Raw genomic sequence first — 18,854 nt, 5'->3', positions numbered from 1 at the left:
GATTGGCCCCGTGTTTCTCCCTACTGTGGCTCGGAGTCGTCTCTCGAGTGTGTCCTCGACTCGAGACGCGATCGCTGTCGCTCGAGCGATCAGCGACAAAAAACCGTCCGCCGTCGATGAGAGTGTTCTACGCCGACTCGAAGCCCTGCAGGACGCCCTGTCCGTCGGTTGGGCCGACGTCGGGCAGCGTCACGCGCTCGGGGTGGGGCATCAACACCGCGACGGTCTCGCGGTCGCCGATGACGCCGGCGACGTTGTGTTTCGAGCCGTTCGGGTTCACATCGGGCCCCGTCTCGCCGTTCTCGTCGCAGTAGCGGAAGATGATGCGGTCCTCGTCCTCGAGTTCGGCCAGTCGGTCGTCGTCGATCTCGTAACGCCCTTCGCCGTGGGCGATTGGGATCTCGATGACGTCGCCTTCCTCGTAGGCAGCCGTCCACGGCGTGTCGTCGCGTTCGACGCGCAGGTAGACGTGCTCACACTGGAAGCGCGCGCTCTCGTTGGTCGTAAACGCACCCTCGGTCAGGCCGGACTCACAGCCGATCTGAGCCCCGTTACAGACGCCGAGGACGGGGACGCCGTCGGCGGCGGCCTCGCGGACCTCTTCCATGATCGGCGAACGTGCAGCCATCGCTCCCGCGCGCAGGTAGTCACCGTAGGAGAACCCGCCGGGCAGCATGATCCCCGAGGGGTCTTCGGGGAGGCCGTCCTCGTGCCAGACGATTTCGGCGTCGATGTCGAGGTGCTCGAGGGCGCGTTCGGCGTCCCGGTCGCAGTTCGAGCCGCCGAAACGGATGATCGAAACCGTCATCTACCGCTCGTCGACCTCCACGTCGTAGTCGTGGATGGTCGGGTTCGCGAGCAGTCGTTCTGCCATCTCGCTTGCGCGCTCGCTCGCGGCGTCGGCCGACTCGGCCTCGAGGTCGACCTCGAAGCGGTCCGCAGCGCGCAGATCCTCGAGTTCGAAGCCCAGCCGCTCTAAGGCCTGCTGTGTGGTCTCGGCTTCGGGATCTAACACGCCGTGTTTGAGTCGGACGGTCACCGTCGCGGTATAGCCAGTCATTACCTGATACCCCGTAACCGTGCTCAAAAACGCTTTCGCCTTGCGTCTGTCATGCACGTTCGTGGATACCCACGCGAGTCGAACCCAGTGCTCGTGCGCTCCGGGCCGGGCAGTCGACAGTGCTCGAGCCCTCGAGCCGATAACATGGCTGTTATAGTAACAACTGAACCGATGTACACACTGATCGCACAGCGTCGTGCGATCAGGTGTGCAGTGACGTACAGTGGCTACTATAGCTGGTAAACGCACTGTCCACAAAGGACCATATGGGCCACGCACCAACATCGTATCTGTCAATGACTACGTCCCCGCTTATTCCCGATACGGCACGGATCGGGCGCACCGCGCTAGTCGTCACTGATCTCGAGGCGATGATCGAGTTCTACCGAGACGTCGTCGGCCTCGCGGTGCAGACACGACAGGAAACGACAGCAATACTCGGTGCTGGCGAGACGCCGTTGCTCGTCTTGGAACAGGACGAGGACGCACCACCTCGTCGTCGGGAGCAGGCAGGGCTCTTTCACAACGCGTTCAAGGTTCCCTCGCGCACCGCGTTGGGTGCCGCACTCGATCGAATCCGGGAACACTGGCAATTAGACGGCGCGTCCGACCACTACGTGAGCGAAGCGCTGTATCTCACCGACCCCGAAGACAACGGCATCGAGATCTACACGGACCGACCAGCGGAGGAGTGGCCACGTGCAGACGACGGCACGGTCCAGATCGGGACCGTGGGCCTCGACCTCGCCGAAGTTGCTGCACAATCGGACGGACGCACAGACGCCCCTCCCGGGACGACGGTCGGCCACATCCATCTGGAAACGTCGTCGCTCGAGGCGGCACGGGAGTTTTACGTCGACACGTTGGGACTCACCGTCCAGACGGAAGCACGGTCAGCGGTGTTTCTCGCGGCCGGGACGTACCACCATCATCTCGGCGTGAACACGTGGAACGGTCGGTCACAGCCGGCAGGCGGTCGTGGACTGGCCTGGTTCGAGTTCGTCGTCCCGGACGAATCGACGCTCACGACGGTTCGAGAGGCGCTCGCAGACACGACCGTGGCGGTCGACGACGCTGCAGCGGGAATCGAACTGACGGACCCCGATGGCATCACGATTCGACTCCGGGTGGCATAACGGTCGTTACGGGAGCAGCCCCCTGAGCAGCGACGAGAGCCGATAGCCGATCGAGCCGTTCTGGTAGCCGTTCCAGCCGCGCATCCCGCCAGCAAGCGTCACGGCGTCGTAGCCTTCCGCCTCGAGTATCGACGTCGCCTTCTTTGCGACGACACCGGCCTTACAGACCGTGACAACCGGCTTTCCGTTCGGAACCTTCGACAGGGACTGTCGAAACTCAGTCTCGTCGCCACGTCGGAGGTCGTCGTACACGGGGATGTTCTGGCTGCCGTCGATGCGGTCGCGCTGGTGGGTCTTGCGCGGGCGAATGTCGAGGACGTACAGCGACTCACCGTTTTCCAGTCGCTCCTCGAGTTCGGGCGGCCTGATCTTGCTCATGGAGCACAATACTACACACGCGTACAAAACGGTACGGATACTACGTCGCACAGCGCGTGACGATCGAGTCGTCTCACAGTCGATGACTCGAGTGCGCATCGACCGATCCGCAGGGTCAGTCGGCAGCCAGCGGAAGCCTGTCCGTCGTCGCGACCGCGTCCGTCAGCCGGTCGGCCGCACGCCGCGCGCCGGCAATGTTTCCCGCGAAGGGGCCGACAGTGCCGGCCGCCAGCGCGCCGGTGACAAACAGCGACGACTCGCCACCGTCGGCTCGCGACCACACCAACGTCTCGTCGTCGAGCACTGGCATCCCGCGATAGCCGCGCTCGAGGCCCAGCTCGTCGGCGAGGCGGTCGACGAACGGATGGTCGAAGACGGGTGCAAACCCCGTCGCCAGCACGGCGCGGTCGGCCGAGAGACAGCCCCCGGTCTCGAGCAGCAGGCGAACCTGGCCGTCCACTTCGCGGGCGGAGCGGACGTCCCCGTAGCGAACCGACAGGGGTCCGTCGTCGGCCACCGTCTCGAGGCGCTCGAGCAGTGTCTGCGGAACGGTGGCGTCGTTGCGCGCCTCGCGGACGATGTCGGAACGGGCCTTCGAACCCGGCGGATGGCGATGAAGCTGGCTCTCGATGTGGTTCCAGTTGATCCAGCGCGGGTCCGCCTCGCTGGTCGCAGTCTCAAGTTCGTGGCGCGAACAGAGCGTCACCGCTTCGCGCTCGCGTTCGGCGAGACAGGTCGCAAGCTGGGCGGCCGTGATCCCGCCGCCGACGACGATCGTCTCCTCGGCAGGCGTCTCAGGGTCGAACCCGTCCCAGACGTGGGTGACCGAGTCGACACCATCTGCCCACGCTGGCTTCCGGTAGCGGCCGCCATGGCCGATCGCCAGCACGCAGTTTCGGGTCCGGATCGCCTCGCTCGAGCCAGCGCCGTCGGCTGCTGTCGTCTCGAGAACGAGCCCATCGCCGCGTTCGGTCCGACGGATTGCGTCGACGCTCGCCTGACGGTGGAGCCGCTCGAGGTCGGAGCCCTCGATCACGTAGTCGGCGTAGTCGAGAAACAGCGACAGCGTCGGCCGCTGTGGATAGCCCGGCGTCGGCAGGAGTTCGTCCGTCCGGCACCGGCTTTCGGCGAAGCTCTCGAGGCCGAACGGCTCCGTACCGATATGGTGGACGAACGTCGACCGGAGTTCGTCCATCTCGCAGGCGTCAGCTTTCCGGCGGAACGACTCGAGCAGGCGCTCGTGCGGGTCAACTATCAGTAAATCGTCGCGCTCGAGGGGCGTGTCCTCGAGCAGTCGCTGACAGACGTACGTGCCGTGGATGCCACCGCCGACGATAACGCACTCGAACATCGGACGGATGTTCCGTCGCCGTCTTAATAACTATACCGAATAGGATAATAACTACTATTAGCACCGAGTTCGTGTTGTTAACTGAATGTCCGACAACTCGATTCCCGTCACGGTGCTGTCCGGTATCCTCGGCGCCGGTAAGACGACCGTTCTCAACCACGTACTGCACGAGAGCGACGATCGGGACCTCGCCGTGCTCGTCAACGACATGGGTGAGGTCAACGTCGATGCCGACCTCGTCGCCGAATCCTCTGATATCGCCGACGAAGACGAGGAGCTAGTCGAACTCTCCAACGGCTGCATCTGCTGTGAACTCCGCGGCGATCTGCTCGATGCCATCGGCGAACTTACCCAGCGCCGCGCGTTCGACGGCATCATCGTCGAATCGACCGGCGTCGCCGAGCCGCTGCCCGTCGCCCAGACCCTGACGCTCGGCTTCGACCAGTCCGATCTCGATCCCACCGAGTTCTACGAGGAGACCGGCATCGAGCCGCTCGAGGGCTGTCACCTCGATACGACCGTCACAGTCGTCGACGCCCACCAGTTCCACACCGCGATGGAGTCCGACGAGATCCTCGACGACGATGGAACCAAAAAGCACCTCGGCGACCTGCTGGTCGAGCAGGTCGAGTTCTGCGACGTCTTAGTGCTGAACAAGTGTGATCTGGTCGACGAGGAAACCCTCGAGAAGGTCGAATCCACGCTCGAGGTGCTCCAGCCCCGTGCCGAGATCGTTCGCACCGAACACGGCCGGATCGACCCCGACAACATCCTCGAGACCGATCGCTTCGACTTCGAGGACGCGAGCCAGTCTGCAGGCTGGATCAAGGAACTACAAGAGCCCCACGAGTCGGCCGAAGACGAACACGGCGTCACCTCGTTCGTTTTCGAGGCGCGTCGACCGTTCCACCCCGAGCGCTTTGCCGACCTGCTCGATGCGTTCCCCGATGCAGTCGTTCGCGCGAAAGGCCACTTCTGGCTCGCAACCCGAGAAGACGAAGCGCTGACGTTCAACGTCGCCGGCCAATCAGTTCGTGTCGGCCCCGGTGGCCAGTGGATCGACACGCTGCCGGCCGACGAGCGACGCGACCACCTCGAGGCAACCCCCCAACTCGAGGAGTTGTGGCACGACCGATGGGGCGACCGCAACGTTCGGCTCGTCGTGATCGGTACCGAGATGGACCACGAGTCGCTGCGAGACGACCTCGCCGACTGTCTGCTGACCGACGACGAACTCGAGGCCGACTGGTCGGCGTTCGCGGATCGGTTCCCAACGTTCGAACCGCCGGAGTCCGAGGCCGAGGACGCGGCCGACGACGCCGACGTCGACGACCAGCAAGAGCAGACGGAGGAACTCGGCATTGCAGACTGACACCGTTCGCCAATGACTGAGCGGAACACCGACGGCGAACACCAAGCGGATGCAGCCGAGCCACCGGCCGCTGGTGACACCTCGCCTAGCGACATCTCGCCGTGCTATCAGGCGTATCTCGAGCGCAACGACCACCGCCCGGACGTCTGTACGATCTATTCGACCGTGACCGCCGGCTCCATCGAGGAGACGTGGATCAAAGCGACCGGCTCGGCGTTCGTCTCTCGAGACGCGATGCGCTAACCCGCCGCGGTCGACGCACAGACGCCCCGTCGTACGACCAGCCAGCAGTTTCCCCACACCATGTCCACCCCATTCCAGACCGCCGTCAAATCGACTGTCCACCACACCCACCGTCGCGACGCGATCGACCGACTGATCGAGAGCGACGAGCGACTGACCCTCTCGGTTATCGTCCAGCTAGACGGGCTCCGCGGTGAATTCCGTCGACAGGCACTCGAGGGGCTTGCCGACTGTCGGGCGACCGCCGAACTCGAGGCACTCGCCGATGAGCCGACCCTCGAGTCGGCGTTGCGCCGTCGCGCACGCGATCTCGCCTAAGTCGGCCCCGCACAGACTGCCGGGAACCGTCACCCAGTGGTTCGTTTTCGGCCAACCTGAACGATTATCGAGTGGAGAGACTGCCAGATGGTGCTATCTTGCTACTGGTCTGCTCGCAGAATCATCGGCAGAAAGCAGGACTTTTGACCACACGTAGACTGAAACTCGTACTGATGGACCAGATTTCGCTCGAGCGGAGGTGGTTGCGATGACGACGAACGTAACAGAGATTACCGTTATCGGAGACGACGATACCGGGCTGGTCGCCGGCGTGACCAGTCTCCTGTTCGAGCGCGGGATCAATATCGAAGACCTCGATCAGGCGGTTCGCGACGGCGTCTTCCGGATGTATCTCGCCGTCGACACTTCCGAGATGGTCTGTACGGAAGCAACACTGCGCGAGGACCTCCACGACCTCGGCAACGAACTCGGCCTCGACGTACAGGTTCGGTTCCCCGCCGACCGCGAGACCCAACAGATCGCCGTCCTCGTCACGAAAGAGAGCCACTGCCTCGAGGCGCTGTTCGAGGCGTGGGCGAACGACGAGCTTGGGGCGGATATCGGCGTCGTCATCGGTAACCACGACGACCTGCAGCCGCTTGCCGAACATTACGACGTGCCGTTTCACGACATCGGTGACGATGGCGGCCAGCAGAACGAAGACGCGCTGCTCGACCTCCTCGGTGAGTACGACGTCGATCTGATCGTACTGGCGCGATACATGCGCATTCTCAGCCCGAACGTCGTCTTCCGCTACGAGGACCGCATCATCAACGTCCACCCGAGCCTGCTGCCCGCCTTCCCCGGCGCGGAGGCGTACCGACAGGCCGTCGAAGAAGGCGTCCGCGTGGCCGGCGTGACCGCCCACTACGTGACGACCGACCTCGATCAGGGACCGATCATCACCCAGCGCGCGTTCGACGTCCCCGACGACGCCGATCTCGAGGAGATGAAACGCCGCGGCCAGCCACTCGAGGCAGACGCGCTGCTCGAGGCCGTCAAACTCCACTTAAACGGCGATGTCTCGGTCCACCGTGGCCGAACGTCGGTTCGAGAGAACGGCACTGGCTACCAGCTCGGCCTGCCCGACGAGATCGAACAGTTCACGCCGGATCGGCCGGTCGACGGGATCGGCAGCGTCGTCGCGAACGACCAGTAGCTGGGCCAGTCGGCGAGCGTTTTTTCGGACCCGTGTCGCGTTGGCTACGCCTCCCAGAGCTCGAGGCAGGCGTCGCTACAGAAATACTGGTGGATCGCCGTGCCGTCCTCGACGGTGCTGACGACGCGTTGTTCGGACGCCGATGCAACGGAATCGCCACACTGTCGACACTCGGGTGGGTCGTCGTCCGTGAGGTCAACCATTATCCGACTGGATGCACGCATCACACTTGAACGAATCTATCGTTACCATTGTCCACAGATCATTCCGCCTCGGTGACAGTAGGCTTATCGACGTCGGTGGCATATTTTGGTATGGTATGGCACAACGAGAAATCGAAGAGGAGCTATTCGTCGATCAGTACACGCTCGGCCTCGTCGGCCCCGATCAGGAGTGGGCGGGAACCGTCGCGGACGGCGGGACGATCGAGACGTATACGCCGCCGGGCTGTTGGGGGCCGATGATCACCCCTGAGTTCCGCGGCGGCCACGAGGTAACGCGACCGATCCGAGTCGAGGGGGCGACCGTCGGTGACGCCGTCGCGCTCCACATCCACGACGTCGAGGTCACGAGCATGGCGACGAGTACGGGCTCGATGGCCGAACGCGAGGGCGCGTTCGGTGACGATCCGTTCGTCGACCACCGCTGTCCTGAATGTGGAACCACGTGGCCCGAGACGATCGTCGAGGGCACTGGCGAGGAGGCGATCAAGTGCGCCGAGTGTGGCGCGAACGCCTCCTCCTTTGGCTTCGAGTACGGCTACACCGTCGCCTTCGACGACGACGGCACCGTCGGCATCACGCTCGACGAGGACGCGGCCCACGACCTCGCCGAGAACGCCGACGAGGTGATGGACATCCCCGAGAACTCACGTCAGCATCCCATCTTGCTGTACGAACCCGGCGAGATGCCCGGCACGCTTGGGCGCCTGCGGCCGTTTATCGGCAACGTCGGGACGACGCCGCCGGTCACGATGCCCGACTCGCACAACGCCGGCGACTTCGGCCAGTTCCTCATCGGGGCCGACCACGACTACGGGATCGAGAGCGAGGCCGACCTCGAGGACCGAACCGATGGCCACATGGACATCCCGCAGGTTCGGGCCGGCGCGACACTCATCTGTCCCGTCAAAGTCGACGGGGCCGGGATCTACGTCGGCGACCTCCACGCCAATCAGGGCGACGGCGAACTCTCCTTGCACACGACCGACGTCAGCGGCACCGTCCGCATGGACGTCGAGGTCATCGACGGCCTCGAACTCGATGGCCCGGTCTTGCTACCACCCGAGGAGGATCTGCCCTTCATCAGTAAACCCTATAGCGACGAGGAACGCGAGGCGGGCCACGACCTCGCCGACCAGCACGGCGTCGACCTCGAGGACGATATGGGCCCGATTCAGGTCATCGGCTCCGGCGCGACGGTCAACGACGCGACCCAAAACGCCTTCGACCGGGCGACGAAACTGCTCGAGATGAGCGAAGGCGAGGTTCGCTCGCGGTGTACGTTCACCGGCGGCGTCCAGATCGGTCGCCTCCCCGGCGTCGTCCAACTCGACCTGCTCGCCCCGATGGCCGTCCTCGAGGAGCGTGGGATCGACCACCTAGTTCGCGAGCAGTACGATCTCTAAGTCGGCTTAGCTGGCGGCAGAGCCCCCCTGCACGGCCGGCATCAGCGTCAGTTCGGCGTCGTTCGACACCGGGGCCTCGAGGGCCGCGCGCTCGCCGTTGACCGTCACCCGCACGCTCGAGCGCACCTCGTCGCCGTCGTAGAGGTACGGTGTTGCCCGCGGGTACACAGCGGTGAACTCGGCTAGTGCATCCGAAACGGTTACCCCCGTGAACTCGAGGCCCACCGTTTTCTCGCCGGTCGCGCTTCGAAGCGGCCCGTACACTGTGACTTGCATAGACGGTACTCGACTCGAGCACCCAAATATCGTCGCCCGGTTCGGAGCGACCGAAAAGTCGTCGGCTGGAGTGTCGTCTCATACGGGTTACTGTCGTCACTGACCGCCGGTCGCCGACCCGTGTGGCGGTCGGCAGGACAGGGACAGCACTCCGTATCAGAGCCGCTGGACGGCACCGATCGCACTCGAGAGCGGCGGCGCGTCGAACAGCTCCATGTCCATGTAGGCGTTGGCACCCGCACAGTAGAGGTCGCGAGCGGTCTCGATGACATCGTCCTCGAGCGGCTCGGGCTCGACGTCACAGAGCGATTTCCAGTCAGCGATATCCTCTCGTTTAGCCTCGGCTTTCGCCGCTTCGACGGCCTGCACCCAGTCGGGCTGTGTGCGCTTGTGGTACTGTCGGAGCACTTCCTTCGAGAGCTGCGTGCCTTCGTAGCTAAAGCGGTTCTCGTCGAACGTGCCGACGACGTCCGCGACGCGGATCTCGCCCTGATAGTACAGACACTCGATCTTGCCGTCTTCGTGAACCAGCCCGGCGGAGTCGGCCTGCTCGGTGATGATTCGGTTGACCTCGAGTGCGACCGACTCGAGGTCGTCGATCGATGCGATGCCGGAGATTTCGTCGGCCTCCGCGCGGTCGAGATAGCGGTCGCCTTCCTCGTATTTCGTCGAGAACTCGACGATCGGCTCCTCGAGGTCGACGGCTTCCTCGGGCCAGCTGTCGAACGCGAGGCCGTGGTCGTCGGGATCGGTTCGGCGTCGCAGACTCGAGCCAACGGGGACGCGATTGCGGAAGACGACCTCGAGCGGGATCAGGTAGTTCTCGCCAGCCGCCTCGTGGTAGTGGTCGTAATCGTACTCGCGACCCTCGTGGGGGAGATCAGGAACCTGCGTGAGGTCGATCGCCATCTCCCAGGGCGGACTCGAGGCGTCCTCGAGGGGGACGACGTCGCCGTTTTCGACAACATCGTCGGACCGCGTCCGACGGTCTGTCGAGCTATGCTCGACAACACCGCGGTAGTGGGTCGGGACGCCTTCGGACTCGAGGCGTTCGAAGTTGAACGCGCCCATCGTACAGAGGCTCGCGCCCTTCTCGGGGATCGAATCGGGCATCTGGCCCCAGTCGAACACCGAGTAGGCGTCGGTGAAAACGAACGAGCCGCGGCCGAGTTCGTCGTCAGTCGCTGCCTCGTCGATGCGAAACTCTTTGACACTCGTCATACGGGACACCTTCGGCTGTCGCCGCCGCCGCAGTTCATACCCGAGTTGCCGTGGCCGGACCCTAAGAAGGTTTCAGTATCGGTTCGCCCACCCGAACAACGGAGTTCGACGCCCGACCCGGCGATCCATCACGCTTTTCTCGCTGTACTGGTATTGATACGCCGATGGAGCGACCGGTGACCGAGGCAGACCTCACGTTCGACCACGTCCCCGAAACCGACCAGTCGTTCGAGAACGCACTCACGAAGGCTCGTGCTAGCGACCGACTCACGGTCGACGACGCGATCGAGTTACTCACGACCGGGACGGATGTCGACGGTATCGACCAGACGCGCAAAGAGCAGGTGCTCGAGGCTGCCGACCGCCGACGTGCCGACGTCGTCGGCGAGGAGGTCACCTTCGTCGCCAACTTGAACAACAACGTCACGACGGCCTGTAACGTGGGCTGTCTGTTCTGTAACTTCAAAGACGCCGCCCACACGTTCGAACGCGATACCGAACTGCAAAGCGCAGGGTTCACGAAAACGCCCGAGGAGTCTCGCGAAATCGTCGCCGACGCCGTCGATCGAGGGGTTTACGAGGTGACGTCGGTCTCCGGACTTCACCCCGCGTTCGCACTCGATGACGAACACTTGGAAGTCCTCGAGGCCCACCCCGAGCCGAAGGCAGTCAACTACAAGCCGCCCGAAGCGTACGAAATCGATCCCGGCACCTACACGGACCAGATTTCGGCGATGAGCGTCGACGGCGTCCACGTCCACTCGATGACGCCCGAAGAGGCCTATCACGCCCGGCGGGGGACCGACTGGTCCTACGAGGTGGTCTACGGCCGACTCAAAGCGGCCGGCCTCGATACGGTGCCCGGCACGGCTGCCGAAATCCTCGTCGAAGAGGTCCGTGAGGTGATCTGTCCCGGCAAGATCAGTACAGAAGGGTGGCTCGAGGCGATGGAAGCCGCCGCCAACGTCGGTCTGGGCTTGACGGCGACGATCATGTACGGTCACGTCGAGAACGAGGCTCACCGCGCGATGCACCTACAACGAGTCCGTGAGCTTCAAGAGCGCGTCGACGGCGCGATCACGGAGTTCGTTCCGCTCTCGTTTGTCCACCAGAACACACCGCTTTACGAACACGACGTCGTCTCCGGCGGCGCGAGCATCGACGAGGACGAACTCCTGATCGCCGTCTCGAGACTGTTCCTCGACAACATCGACCACATCCAGTCGTCATGGGTCAAATACGGCGACGAGCAGGGGCTAAAGATGCTCTCCTGTGGGGCCGACGACTTTATGGGGACGATCCTCTCCGAGGAGATTACCAAACGCGCCGGCGGCGAGTACGGCGAGTATCGCTCGTTTGCAGACTACGTCGACCTCATCTCCTCGATCGGTCGGGTGCCGGTCGAGCGCTCGACGGATTACGAGACGCGCCGTATTATCGACCCCGACGAGCCGCCGTTCGGCCCGCGACTGGGGCCGAAATCCGACGGAACACCCATTCTGACGCCCGAGGAGCGCGCGCCGCCGGCCGACGACTGATCGTCGCTGTCGGCGCTCGATCACGACGGCGGTAGGAGCATTTTTTGTGACTGCCACCCATTGCCACCGACATGAACCACCTCTTTCAGACCGACGACGCCAGCTGGCGACTCCCCAACCACGCCCACGTAGTCGTCTACGAACGCGAGGACAGCGATCGCGGCCTGCTCACGATCTATGACTGTGGCGCCGCCCAGAAACCGCCGAAAGCGCAGTTACTCGGTACCCTCGAGTCGGTCGACGCTCCCGCCGAGGTCGAACCCCAGCCGACGGGCAGGATCGTGAAACTCCGAGCAGATGCCACGCTCGAGGAAGCCGCGCCGGATCAGTTCCGGATCGTCCGGTCCTAGCTGGTCATGTTCCGTCCGTCACGCCGACAGCCCGCACCGGTGCGCCGTCGCTGTCGAGCGCGAGCGGGTACGCCCGAAGTTCGAACCGATCATCGACGGCCTCGAGGTTCGTTATGTTTTCGAGGATCAACTGTCCGTTGCCCAGCAGCGTGTGGTGTGCGACGAAGCCGTTGGGTTCGGCCACGCTGGCGGTGGCCGTCGGCGTTGGATCAGGGTTGAGTGTGTCCACAGCGACGTCGAAGCCGCGCTCGACACACGTCTCTGCCGCGGCCGGCGAGAGATACGGATGCTCGAGATACTGCTCGGTCCCCCAGTGGACATCCCACCCCGTCCAACACACCACGAGATCGGCGTCGACGTCGGGAATCCGACTCGCCGGAATCGGCTCGCGAGCCCCGAGATCGCGACAGTCGATTCTGATGGCGTCGAAGACGAACCGCTCGAGCGAGTAGGCCTCGAGCGTGTTCCCGTCGGGGTCGATGTGTGCCGGGGCGTCGACGTGCGTTCCGGTGTGGCTGCCACACTCGAGGGCAGCGACGCTGGCGCCGTGTTCCTCGTGGGTCGCGTGTGGCTGGACGACGACCGGCGGGTCGTTGGGGTAGGTCTGCATCCCGGTTTCGATCGGGTGGCTCAGATCGACGTGCATACGCGACTCTCCGCGCTCGAAAGGGGATAACGCTGTGTGATTGTCGGGCCGGACGCTGCTGGAGGCGGTGTCGCAAAACCGGAGCGTCGAAGCCCATTGGTGACGTTCGATGAGCTATGACCACGGACGAAGCCGGCGTTCGACGGGCGATCGACCTCGCACGGACCGCAGTCGACAACGGCAACACCCCCTTCGGCTCACTGCTCGTCGTCGACGACGACGTCGTTCGGACGGCCGAGAACACGACGCTCACAGACGACGACATCGCCGCCCATCCGGAGTTCAAACTGGCCCGATGGGCCGCACGCGAACTCGAGGCCGACGAGCGCGCGGCGTGTACGATGTACACCAGCACGGAGCCGTGCCCGATGTGTGCGAGCGCGATCGCCTATGCGGGACTCGACCGTGTCGTCTACAGTGTCTCCGTCGACTCGCTCGCAGACATTCGAGACGACGGCGTGATCGAGATTGCCTGCGAGGAAGTAGTCGCTCGGTCTGACGCGACGACGACCGTCGAGGGACCGGTGCTCGAGAGCGAGGGACTCGCGGTTCACGAAGACTATTTTTAACGTCTACTCGCCGCGCAGCACCGTTCGGTACCGCTCGCCGGCGGCGTCGTCGGCCTCGAGCGCCTCGCGAATCGTCGGTGAGATCCACTCGCGATCTGTATCCGGGTTCCGGCCACCACTCGCGCCGGCTGTGCCGTCGGCCGCCACGCCGTCGAACGCGTCGGTTCGCAGGTCGGCCGGCAGAAACCGCTCGTAGACCGGCAGTCGCTCGCTGAGTGGTAGCTCCGCGGAATCGGCGATCTCCTCGAGTTCGCGTAGTGCGGGCCATTTGTAGTCGGGATTGATGTGGTCGTCCGTAACCGGCGAGACACCGCCCAGGTCGTCGACGCCGCAGTCGATCAGGTCGCGGGCGGGCGCGAGATTCGGCGGCACCTGCACCGACACTTCCTCGGGCAGCGCCACGCGGGCCATCGCCGTCACCCGACGCATCGTCTCGAAGGCGGGCGAGCCCTCATCCCAGCGCTCGTTGTTCACGACCGGCTGGACGATCACCTCCTGAATGTGGTCGTAGCGCTCGTGGAGGTCGCGGATTGCGAGCAGACTCTCCGCGCGGTCGCGCCAGGACTCGCCGATGCCCACGAGGATCCCGGTGGTGAAGGCGACGTCGAGTTCGCCCGCATTCTGGATAGTTCGCACCCGTTGGCCCGGTTCTTTCTTTCGGGGACCAGCATGGGCACCGACCTCGGCGGTCGTCTCGAGCATCACGCCCATGCTGGCGTTGACGTCGGCCACAGTGGCCAGCTGTTCGCGGGTCTGGTCGCCCGGATTGGCGTGGGGAAGCAGTCCTTCCTCGAGGGCGACCTCACAGGCGTCGCGCAAATAGGTGTGAATCGAGTCGTGGCCCCACTTGGCGAGCTGATCGTAGATTTCGGTGTAGCGGTCGTCGGGGTCGTCGCCGAACGTAAACAGGGCTTCCGTACAGCCCGCGTCGGCTCCCCGTTTGCAGATGTCGCGGACCTCCTCGAGGCTAAGCAGCGAGGCCTGTCCGGGCGCGTCGAAGTAGGTGCAGTAGGTACAGGTGTAGCGACACGCCGTCGTCAGCGGGACGAAGACGTTCCGGGCGAACGTCAACGCCTCGGGCGCGTCGACGTCGTCGGGCGTGACCGAAAGCAGGTCAGCGACCGCTGCGTCGTCGATCGAAACGTCGACACCGTACTCGCTCGCCCCGGCAATCATTACGTCGGAGTGGTACCGCATAGCAGATAAGCGCTTCACTTCGGTCGGGCCACCCTACTCGCGTCTCGTCTCCTCGAGTCGAGCAACGCCGACGCGGCCGTCCCGCGTCTCGAGGGCGAATCCCAACTCCCGAAGACAAGCGGGCGCGCGGTCGGCCTCGGTACCGTGGATGAGCACCTCGACGAGGTCGTCCGGTTCGTCGATGTCCGTGCTCAGCCGGAAGGAGTCGACCGTCTCGAGGCTCGTCCCGACGTCGCGAGCGATTTCGCAGTGGTCCAAATACGACGCCCCGTGGTAGTCCACCCGAAAATCGGGGTGGGAAACGACGAGCGCGTTCGTGCCACCGCTTCGTCCCGGTGCGATGGTTACGTCAGTATCGTGCGAAAAGCAGCGCTCGAGCGTGTCGGGCGTCGCGAGCGCAAGATCGGCCATGATAACGGCGGTGGGCGCAGCATCGTGACTGGCCGGCAGTCGTGCGTTGACGGCTTCGGTCAGCGGTCGGTCGTCGACTGTCACCGAGACGGCGTCTCGGATGGTGGCCTCGAGTGACAGTGTGTCGAGGTCGAGCGGGGCCGTCGACACCACCGTCGGCTCCGCCCCTGCCTCCACGATTGCGGTGAGAACGTCCGCGAGCATGGCTCGAGCGACTGTCGACCGTTCAGCGGGTGACAGCACTGACGCGAGCCGCGTTTTCGGGTCGGTGGCAGCAAACGGGACGACGGCGTGCATCGATCAGGTGTAACAAGGGTGCAGGCAAAAACACGTCGGACCAACTGTCAGACGGACTGTTGTCACGATGTCTCGCCGGTCGCCAGCATGGGTCGGCGATCGGCGGGACGTGACTCCAGGACCCCGTCTCAATGGCTGCGCTCGCATCGGTCCCCCAACTGCGGTTGCTGGCGTTGTCAGTCGTGGACGACTCCTCGAGCCTAAAAGAGTGGCTCGAGTTCGTCCTCGTCGTCTTCGACGAGGCTCTCTAAGTTCTCCTCGCTTTCCTGTTGGATGTCGTCGATGTTGTCTTGGGCTTCGATGGCGACCTGCTGGAGGCGTTTGATCCGCGGGACGTTCGTGACGCCCGAGAGCAGGATGGCTGCGGCGACTTCTGGCTCCTGTCGGGGGAAGTCCCCACCACGGACTTCCATGCTGCCGGTTTCTTCCTCGAGCCACTTGCGGCCGCGTTCGATGCCTTTCCGGTTCAGGTACTCCGATGGACCGGAGAGCACGAGCAGGGCCCGTTCGGTGCCTTCGATCTCACACGGCAGCGTCAGTCGGCCGAGTGCGGCCTTGCGGACGAGGCTCGTGATGCGGTTGGTCGTGTTCGCGGCGTCTAAGTTGTCGTTGCCGCCGTCGTCGCCGGTAAACCGCGAGAGTAGTCCACCGCTCGTGTTCAGATCGACTTCCTCGCTCGCGAAGCCAACCGTCGAGACGCCGCCGCCCGAGAGCGTGTTGATGATCTCGGAGGAGTCGACGACGCTTTCGGCGACCTCCTGACCGTCGCCGACCTCGCCAGCACCGAAGAGAATACCAAATCGGCGGACGATCTCCTCGTTGATCTGGTCGTAGCCGCCCTCGACGGACTCGCCGGTTTGGCGCCACGAGTCGTTGTCGAAGACGAGCAGGTTGTCGACTTCACGGACGAACGTCTGGAACGACCGCGCCGCGTTGAGCGTGTAGATACCACCCTCGTCGGTTCCCGGCAACACGCCGAGTCCGTAAACGGGGATCGTGTAGATCCGTTTTAAGTGCTTTGCGAGCACGGGCGCACCGCCCGAGCCGGTCCCGCCACCCATGCCGGCGACGACCAGAAATGCGTCGACCTCGTGGGTCGGAATCGCATCGATGGCGTTCTGGACTTCATCGATGTCTTCCTCGGCGACTTCCGCGCCGAGTTCGTTGTCTGCACCCACGCCATGGCCCTTTACGCGGGCTTGGCCGATGAGTACGCGATTCTCCTGTGGAATATTCTCGAGACCCATGAGATCCGCTTTCGCGGAGTTAACAGCGATCGCCGCACGGACGATTCCGCTGTTCGTTCGATCGTCGTAGTCGAGAAATCGATCGACGATCTTCCCACCAGCCTGTCCGAATCCGATCATCGCCAGCTTCATTGTTTGTTAGGGGGCTCCGTTGGATTGAAACGAGTGTTATCAAGGACATAAGTCTTTTGTTGCCGTGAATGTCACCGTTCATGTTGTGTGTATCGAACTGACAGCAGGGGCCGAGATCCCGTGACTCGACTCGGCCGTTCCCGGGACTGTTGTCCGTAGCGAAACCGCGCTTTATGTTGTTCTACTGACCGAGAAACGCCTGTGTTGTGGGCACTCGAGGAGGAAAAAGACAGGCGAGACGGCTCGAATCGAGACGGGAGTCAGACGGACTGCTGGCGTGGCTCGTGTACGCTGTCGGCGTCGACGCCGAGATACGAGCCGAGTGTCAACAAGTCGTCTTCGGACAGACCAAATGCGGTCACGTCGTTGGTGACGACGGTGTTGTGTTGTTCGAGCGATCGGGCCTGATCAGCGCCGAAGGGGACGAACGGCAACGGGTCGGCCGCTGTCAGCCCGAATTTCGCCAGCGCCATCGGGACCGAGACGATGCTGACGGATTTGCCCTCGGCGGCGTACGCGAGTTCCGTCGCATCCGCGAGCGTAACGATCTGTGGACCGGCGATCTCGTAGATCTCGCCGACGTGCGTTGGGTCCTCGAGTGCGTCCGCGAGCATCGGAACCAGATCGCCGACCCAGATCGGCTGGAATCTGGTCTTTCCCCCACCTGGCAGCCCCGTCACGTACGGCGTCGTCAGCTGTTTGGTGAACTCGACGAACTCGGCTCCCTCGCCGAAGACCACGGAGGGCCGAAAGATCGTCCACTCGAGGTGGGAGTCTCTGACGACGGCTTCGGCGTCCCCCTTCGCGCGGATGTAGTCGGTGTCGCCGTTTGGGTCCGCGCCGAGTGCACTCATCTGGACGAAGCGGTCGACGTCGCCGTCTTCGGCGGCTCGGACGAGGTTGACCGTGCCGCCGAGATGGACCGTCTCGTGATCGACGCCGGCCGGTGGCTTGTACAGCGGCGACAGTGCGACGAGGTTGACGACGGCGTCGTGGTCGGCGACCGTCCCCGCGATGGAGTCGTACGCACTGACATCACCCGTCGCCGTCTCGACGCCCGCTGGGAGGTCACTGCCGCGCGGGTCGCGAGCGAGCGCCGTCACCTCGTAGCCGCGCTCGTGCAGTTCCGAACAGAGAGCTGTGCCGATAAACCCGGTACCGCCGGCGACGAGGATCTTCATACCAATAACATGCCGCTACAACGATAAATAGCTGATCGCCTTCGTGGTTTGGCCCCGCCGACTCTCGACAGATTGTAATAGCTCACGTCCGCAGGTGCGAGCATGCTGGTCACACTCGAGGGACTCGATGGGAGCGGCAAGACGACGGTTCGAGAGGGGTTGCAGGCGGCCTATCCCGACGCCACGTTCACGCGTGAACCGACGAACGACTCGTGGTACGGCGAGGCCGTCTACCGATCGATCGGAGACGACGACGCCGACTCGCTCGCCGAACTGTTTCTCTACACTGCCGACCACGCCGCCCACCTCTCGCGCGTGATCGAACCGGCACTCGAGGCCGGCGACCTCGTGATCTCGGATCGCTACTCGGACTCTCGGTTCGCCTATCAGGGGGCGACCCTCGAGGTGTCGCCACGACTCGACGTCGACGACCCCCTCGAGTACGTCGTCGATATCCACGAGCCGTTCTCGATCGACCCGGATCTGACGATCTATCTCGACATCGACCCCGAGACGGCCGCGAAACGAGCCGGCGCAACGAACAAGTTCGAGCGAGCCGACTACCTCGAGTCAGTGGCCGAGAACTACGAACGCCTGATCGCGCGTGAGCCCGCCCGGTTCGTCCGCATCGACGCAACCCAGCCGCCCGAGGCGGTGCTCGAGGCGGTCACAGGTGTGGTCGCCGACGCGGTTGCTGACGAGTGATACTGTCGGCCAGCACGATTCGAAGATCGGCCGCGAATTCGCGACCGGCTTCTCACTGACTGCTGTCCGACAGTCTGAGGACGACTTGGGTGCGTTTGTGTTTCTGATCGGGCGCGCGGCTGGCTGTTAGTCCATTGCGATGTACGTCTGTGTACTCTCGATGCCGTTGATTCCCTGAATCTGAGTCGCAGCGATGTCTTTGACTGCAGCCGGTGTTTCGACCTGTGCTTTCGCGATGATGTCGACGTCGCCGGCGACGATATGCGCCGACTGGACGCCGTCGATCGCTTCGATACTGTCTCGGAGTCGATCCGCCTCGCCCGTGTTCGCTTTGATCATAATGAATGCTGTAACCATCAGTTGACACCTCCGGGCTCCGACGTTGCGTCGGTCCCCGCGTTCGCCGCCGCCTCACGTGGCGCTGTCTCTTATACACATCT

23 protein-coding genes are annotated in these 18,854 nt (G+C 63.9%); 10 read left to right on the top strand and 13 right to left on the bottom strand.

Annotation, left to right across the window (positions count from 1 at the left end; translation table 11 throughout):
- Positions 1 to 127 precede the first annotated feature (127 nt).
- Positions 128 to 808 carry a phosphoribosylformylglycinamidine synthase I gene (purQ, locus tag C495_RS09945; protein ID WP_008162489.1) on the bottom strand — a complete coding sequence of 227 codons (681 nt, stop codon included), beginning with the start codon at positions 806 to 808 and terminating at the stop codon, positions 128 to 130.
- Positions 809 to 1,060, bottom strand: coding sequence for a phosphoribosylformylglycinamidine synthase subunit PurS (purS, locus tag C495_RS09940; RefSeq protein WP_006066375.1), 252 nt, complete (start codon positions 1,058 to 1,060; stop codon positions 809 to 811).
- Between the two features lie 296 nt (positions 1,061 to 1,356).
- Here purS and C495_RS09935 point away from each other — a divergent pair, with 296 nt between their 5' ends.
- Positions 1,357 to 2,196 carry a VOC family protein gene (locus C495_RS09935; RefSeq protein WP_008162486.1) on the top strand — a complete coding sequence of 280 codons (840 nt, stop codon included), beginning with the start codon at positions 1,357 to 1,359 and terminating at the stop codon, positions 2,194 to 2,196.
- A 6-nt stretch (positions 2,197 to 2,202) separates the two neighbouring features.
- On the opposite strand, the gene C495_RS09930 is transcribed toward C495_RS09935, so the two are convergent.
- Complete coding sequence (locus tag C495_RS09930) at positions 2,203 to 2,574, bottom strand: rhodanese-like domain-containing protein (protein ID WP_008162485.1); 372 nt, start codon at positions 2,572 to 2,574, stop codon at positions 2,203 to 2,205.
- A 115-nt stretch (positions 2,575 to 2,689) separates the two neighbouring features.
- On the bottom strand, positions 2,690 to 3,925 hold the full coding sequence (locus C495_RS09925) for an FAD/NAD(P)-binding protein (protein WP_008162483.1): 1,236 nt from the start codon (positions 3,923 to 3,925) through the stop codon (positions 2,690 to 2,692).
- A gap of 85 nt (positions 3,926 to 4,010) precedes the next feature.
- Here C495_RS09925 and C495_RS09920 point away from each other — a divergent pair, with 85 nt between their 5' ends.
- The 4 genes from C495_RS09920 to C495_RS09905 all read left to right on the top strand — a co-directional run bounded on the left by C495_RS09920 (position 4,011) and on the right by C495_RS09905 (position 7,017).
- Positions 4,011 to 5,297 carry a GTP-binding protein gene (locus C495_RS09920; protein WP_008162481.1) on the top strand — a complete coding sequence of 429 codons (1,287 nt, stop codon included), beginning with the start codon at positions 4,011 to 4,013 and terminating at the stop codon, positions 5,295 to 5,297.
- Between the two features lie 12 nt (positions 5,298 to 5,309).
- Positions 5,310 to 5,540 (top strand): DUF7511 domain-containing protein, encoded by a 231-nt coding sequence (locus C495_RS09915; protein WP_008162479.1) that lies wholly within the window; start codon positions 5,310 to 5,312, stop codon positions 5,538 to 5,540.
- A 60-nt stretch (positions 5,541 to 5,600) separates the two neighbouring features.
- Positions 5,601 to 5,858 carry a hypothetical protein gene (locus C495_RS09910; protein ID WP_008162477.1) on the top strand — a complete coding sequence of 86 codons (258 nt, stop codon included), beginning with the start codon at positions 5,601 to 5,603 and terminating at the stop codon, positions 5,856 to 5,858.
- Positions 5,859 to 6,066: 208 nt separating this feature from the next.
- The gene (locus tag C495_RS09905; protein ID WP_008162476.1) at positions 6,067 to 7,017 is read left to right on the top strand and encodes a formyltetrahydrofolate deformylase; all 951 of its coding nucleotides are present in this window, start codon (positions 6,067 to 6,069) and stop codon (positions 7,015 to 7,017) included.
- Between the two features lie 44 nt (positions 7,018 to 7,061).
- On the opposite strand, the gene C495_RS18105 is transcribed toward C495_RS09905, so the two are convergent.
- Positions 7,062 to 7,220 (bottom strand): DUF7576 family protein, encoded by a 159-nt coding sequence (locus C495_RS18105; RefSeq protein ID WP_008162474.1) that lies wholly within the window; start codon positions 7,218 to 7,220, stop codon positions 7,062 to 7,064.
- Positions 7,221 to 7,336: 116 nt separating this feature from the next.
- Here C495_RS18105 and C495_RS09900 point away from each other — a divergent pair, with 116 nt between their 5' ends.
- Entirely contained in the window at positions 7,337 to 8,644 is a 1,308-nt protein-coding gene (locus C495_RS09900) for an acetamidase/formamidase family protein (RefSeq protein ID WP_008162471.1), read from the top strand.
- 6 nt (positions 8,645 to 8,650) lie between these two features.
- On the opposite strand, the gene C495_RS09895 is transcribed toward C495_RS09900, so the two are convergent.
- The gene (locus tag C495_RS09895; protein ID WP_008162470.1) at positions 8,651 to 8,920 is read right to left on the bottom strand and encodes a MoaD/ThiS family protein; all 270 of its coding nucleotides are present in this window, start codon (positions 8,918 to 8,920) and stop codon (positions 8,651 to 8,653) included.
- A 156-nt stretch (positions 8,921 to 9,076) separates the two neighbouring features.
- Positions 9,077 to 10,141, bottom strand: coding sequence for a phosphoribosylaminoimidazolesuccinocarboxamide synthase (locus tag C495_RS09890; RefSeq protein WP_008162468.1), 1,065 nt, complete (start codon positions 10,139 to 10,141; stop codon positions 9,077 to 9,079).
- Between the two features lie 164 nt (positions 10,142 to 10,305).
- Between C495_RS09890 and cofH the strand changes: the two genes are divergently transcribed.
- Entirely contained in the window at positions 10,306 to 11,679 is a 1,374-nt protein-coding gene (cofH, locus tag C495_RS09885; protein ID WP_008162466.1) for a 7,8-didemethyl-8-hydroxy-5-deazariboflavin synthase subunit CofH, read from the top strand.
- A 71-nt stretch (positions 11,680 to 11,750) separates the two neighbouring features.
- Positions 11,751 to 12,029, top strand: a complete 279-nt coding sequence (locus C495_RS09880; RefSeq protein WP_008162464.1) for a hypothetical protein — start codon at positions 11,751 to 11,753, stop codon at positions 12,027 to 12,029.
- A 4-nt stretch (positions 12,030 to 12,033) separates the two neighbouring features.
- Here the strand turns inward: C495_RS09880 and C495_RS09875 are convergent, their stop codons facing one another.
- A complete protein-coding gene (locus tag C495_RS09875; RefSeq protein ID WP_008162462.1) occupies positions 12,034 to 12,675 on the bottom strand; it encodes a cyclase family protein in 642 nt (213 codons plus the stop codon).
- A 116-nt stretch (positions 12,676 to 12,791) separates the two neighbouring features.
- On the opposite strand from C495_RS09875, the gene C495_RS09870 reads away from it, so the two are divergent.
- Positions 12,792 to 13,244, top strand: a complete 453-nt coding sequence (locus C495_RS09870) for a nucleoside deaminase (RefSeq protein ID WP_008162460.1) — start codon at positions 12,792 to 12,794, stop codon at positions 13,242 to 13,244.
- Between the two features lie 3 nt (positions 13,245 to 13,247).
- On the opposite strand, the gene cofG is transcribed toward C495_RS09870, so the two are convergent.
- The 4 genes from cofG to C495_RS09850 all read right to left on the bottom strand — a co-directional run bounded on the left by cofG (position 13,248) and on the right by C495_RS09850 (position 17,709).
- A complete protein-coding gene (cofG, locus tag C495_RS09865; RefSeq protein WP_049890297.1) occupies positions 13,248 to 14,420 on the bottom strand; it encodes a 7,8-didemethyl-8-hydroxy-5-deazariboflavin synthase subunit CofG in 1,173 nt (390 codons plus the stop codon).
- A gap of 54 nt (positions 14,421 to 14,474) precedes the next feature.
- Positions 14,475 to 15,149 carry a 2-phospho-L-lactate guanylyltransferase gene (cofC, locus tag C495_RS09860; RefSeq protein ID WP_008162457.1) on the bottom strand — a complete coding sequence of 225 codons (675 nt, stop codon included), beginning with the start codon at positions 15,147 to 15,149 and terminating at the stop codon, positions 14,475 to 14,477.
- Between the two features lie 200 nt (positions 15,150 to 15,349).
- Positions 15,350 to 16,528 carry a tubulin/FtsZ family protein gene (locus C495_RS09855; protein ID WP_008162455.1) on the bottom strand — a complete coding sequence of 393 codons (1,179 nt, stop codon included), beginning with the start codon at positions 16,526 to 16,528 and terminating at the stop codon, positions 15,350 to 15,352.
- A gap of 260 nt (positions 16,529 to 16,788) precedes the next feature.
- Positions 16,789 to 17,709 (bottom strand): complex I NDUFA9 subunit family protein, encoded by a 921-nt coding sequence (locus C495_RS09850; RefSeq protein ID WP_008162454.1) that lies wholly within the window; start codon positions 17,707 to 17,709, stop codon positions 16,789 to 16,791.
- A 102-nt stretch (positions 17,710 to 17,811) separates the two neighbouring features.
- Here C495_RS09850 and tmk point away from each other — a divergent pair, with 102 nt between their 5' ends.
- Positions 17,812 to 18,414, top strand: a complete 603-nt coding sequence (tmk, locus tag C495_RS09845; RefSeq protein ID WP_008162453.1) for a dTMP kinase — start codon at positions 17,812 to 17,814, stop codon at positions 18,412 to 18,414.
- A 126-nt stretch (positions 18,415 to 18,540) separates the two neighbouring features.
- Here the strand turns inward: tmk and C495_RS09840 are convergent, their stop codons facing one another.
- Complete coding sequence (locus tag C495_RS09840) at positions 18,541 to 18,771, bottom strand: Lrp/AsnC family transcriptional regulator (protein WP_008162452.1); 231 nt, start codon at positions 18,769 to 18,771, stop codon at positions 18,541 to 18,543.
- Between the last annotated feature and the right edge of the window lie 83 nt (positions 18,772 to 18,854).

The sequence above is a fragment of the Natronorubrum sulfidifaciens JCM 14089 genome, assembly GCF_000337735.1.
GTDB lineage: Archaea > Halobacteriota > Halobacteria > Halobacteriales > Natrialbaceae > Natronorubrum > Natronorubrum sulfidifaciens.
The sequence above is the reverse complement of the archived record's forward strand: the minus strand, read 5'-3'. Positions and strand labels throughout refer to the sequence as shown.

Excerpts from the sequence above, each read along its gene's own strand:
- C495_RS09915 (WP_008162479.1), top strand. The coding sequence starts at position 5,310 with ATGACTGAGCGGAACACCGACGGCGAACACCAAGCGGATGCAGCCGAG.
- C495_RS09895 (WP_008162470.1), bottom strand. The coding sequence starts at position 8,920 with ATGCAAGTCACAGTGTACGGGCCGCTTCGAAGCGCGACCGGCGAGAAA.
- C495_RS09840 (WP_008162452.1), bottom strand. The coding sequence starts at position 18,771 with ATGGTTACAGCATTCATTATGATCAAAGCGAACACGGGCGAGGCGGAT.
- C495_RS09920 (WP_008162481.1), top strand. The coding sequence starts at position 4,011 with ATGTCCGACAACTCGATTCCCGTCACGGTGCTGTCCGGTATCCTCGGC.
- C495_RS09925 (WP_008162483.1), bottom strand. The coding sequence starts at position 3,925 with ATGTTCGAGTGCGTTATCGTCGGCGGTGGCATCCACGGCACGTACGTC.
- purQ (WP_008162489.1), bottom strand. The coding sequence starts at position 808 with ATGACGGTTTCGATCATCCGTTTCGGCGGCTCGAACTGCGACCGGGAC.
- C495_RS09850 (WP_008162454.1), bottom strand. The coding sequence starts at position 17,709 with ATGAAGATCCTCGTCGCCGGCGGTACCGGGTTTATCGGCACAGCTCTC.
- C495_RS09930 (WP_008162485.1), bottom strand. The coding sequence starts at position 2,574 with ATGAGCAAGATCAGGCCGCCCGAACTCGAGGAGCGACTGGAAAACGGT.
- C495_RS09890 (WP_008162468.1), bottom strand. The coding sequence starts at position 10,141 with ATGACGAGTGTCAAAGAGTTTCGCATCGACGAGGCAGCGACTGACGAC.
- C495_RS09875 (WP_008162462.1), bottom strand. The coding sequence starts at position 12,675 with ATGCACGTCGATCTGAGCCACCCGATCGAAACCGGGATGCAGACCTAC.
- C495_RS09870 (WP_008162460.1), top strand. The coding sequence starts at position 12,792 with ATGACCACGGACGAAGCCGGCGTTCGACGGGCGATCGACCTCGCACGG.
- C495_RS09900 (WP_008162471.1), top strand. The coding sequence starts at position 7,337 with ATGGCACAACGAGAAATCGAAGAGGAGCTATTCGTCGATCAGTACACG.
- cofG (WP_049890297.1), bottom strand. The coding sequence starts at position 14,420 with ATGATTGCCGGGGCGAGCGAGTACGGTGTCGACGTTTCGATCGACGAC.
- C495_RS09910 (WP_008162477.1), top strand. The coding sequence starts at position 5,601 with ATGTCCACCCCATTCCAGACCGCCGTCAAATCGACTGTCCACCACACC.
- C495_RS09935 (WP_008162486.1), top strand. The coding sequence starts at position 1,357 with ATGACTACGTCCCCGCTTATTCCCGATACGGCACGGATCGGGCGCACC.
- C495_RS09880 (WP_008162464.1), top strand. The coding sequence starts at position 11,751 with ATGAACCACCTCTTTCAGACCGACGACGCCAGCTGGCGACTCCCCAAC.
- C495_RS09855 (WP_008162455.1), bottom strand. The coding sequence starts at position 16,528 with ATGAAGCTGGCGATGATCGGATTCGGACAGGCTGGTGGGAAGATCGTC.
- tmk (WP_008162453.1), top strand. The coding sequence starts at position 17,812 with ATGCTGGTCACACTCGAGGGACTCGATGGGAGCGGCAAGACGACGGTT.
- purS (WP_006066375.1), bottom strand. The coding sequence starts at position 1,060 with ATGACTGGCTATACCGCGACGGTGACCGTCCGACTCAAACACGGCGTG.
- cofH (WP_008162466.1), top strand. The coding sequence starts at position 10,306 with ATGGAGCGACCGGTGACCGAGGCAGACCTCACGTTCGACCACGTCCCC.
- cofC (WP_008162457.1), bottom strand. The coding sequence starts at position 15,149 with ATGCACGCCGTCGTCCCGTTTGCTGCCACCGACCCGAAAACGCGGCTC.
- C495_RS18105 (WP_008162474.1), bottom strand. The coding sequence starts at position 7,220 with ATGGTTGACCTCACGGACGACGACCCACCCGAGTGTCGACAGTGTGGC.
- C495_RS09905 (WP_008162476.1), top strand. The coding sequence starts at position 6,067 with ATGACGACGAACGTAACAGAGATTACCGTTATCGGAGACGACGATACC.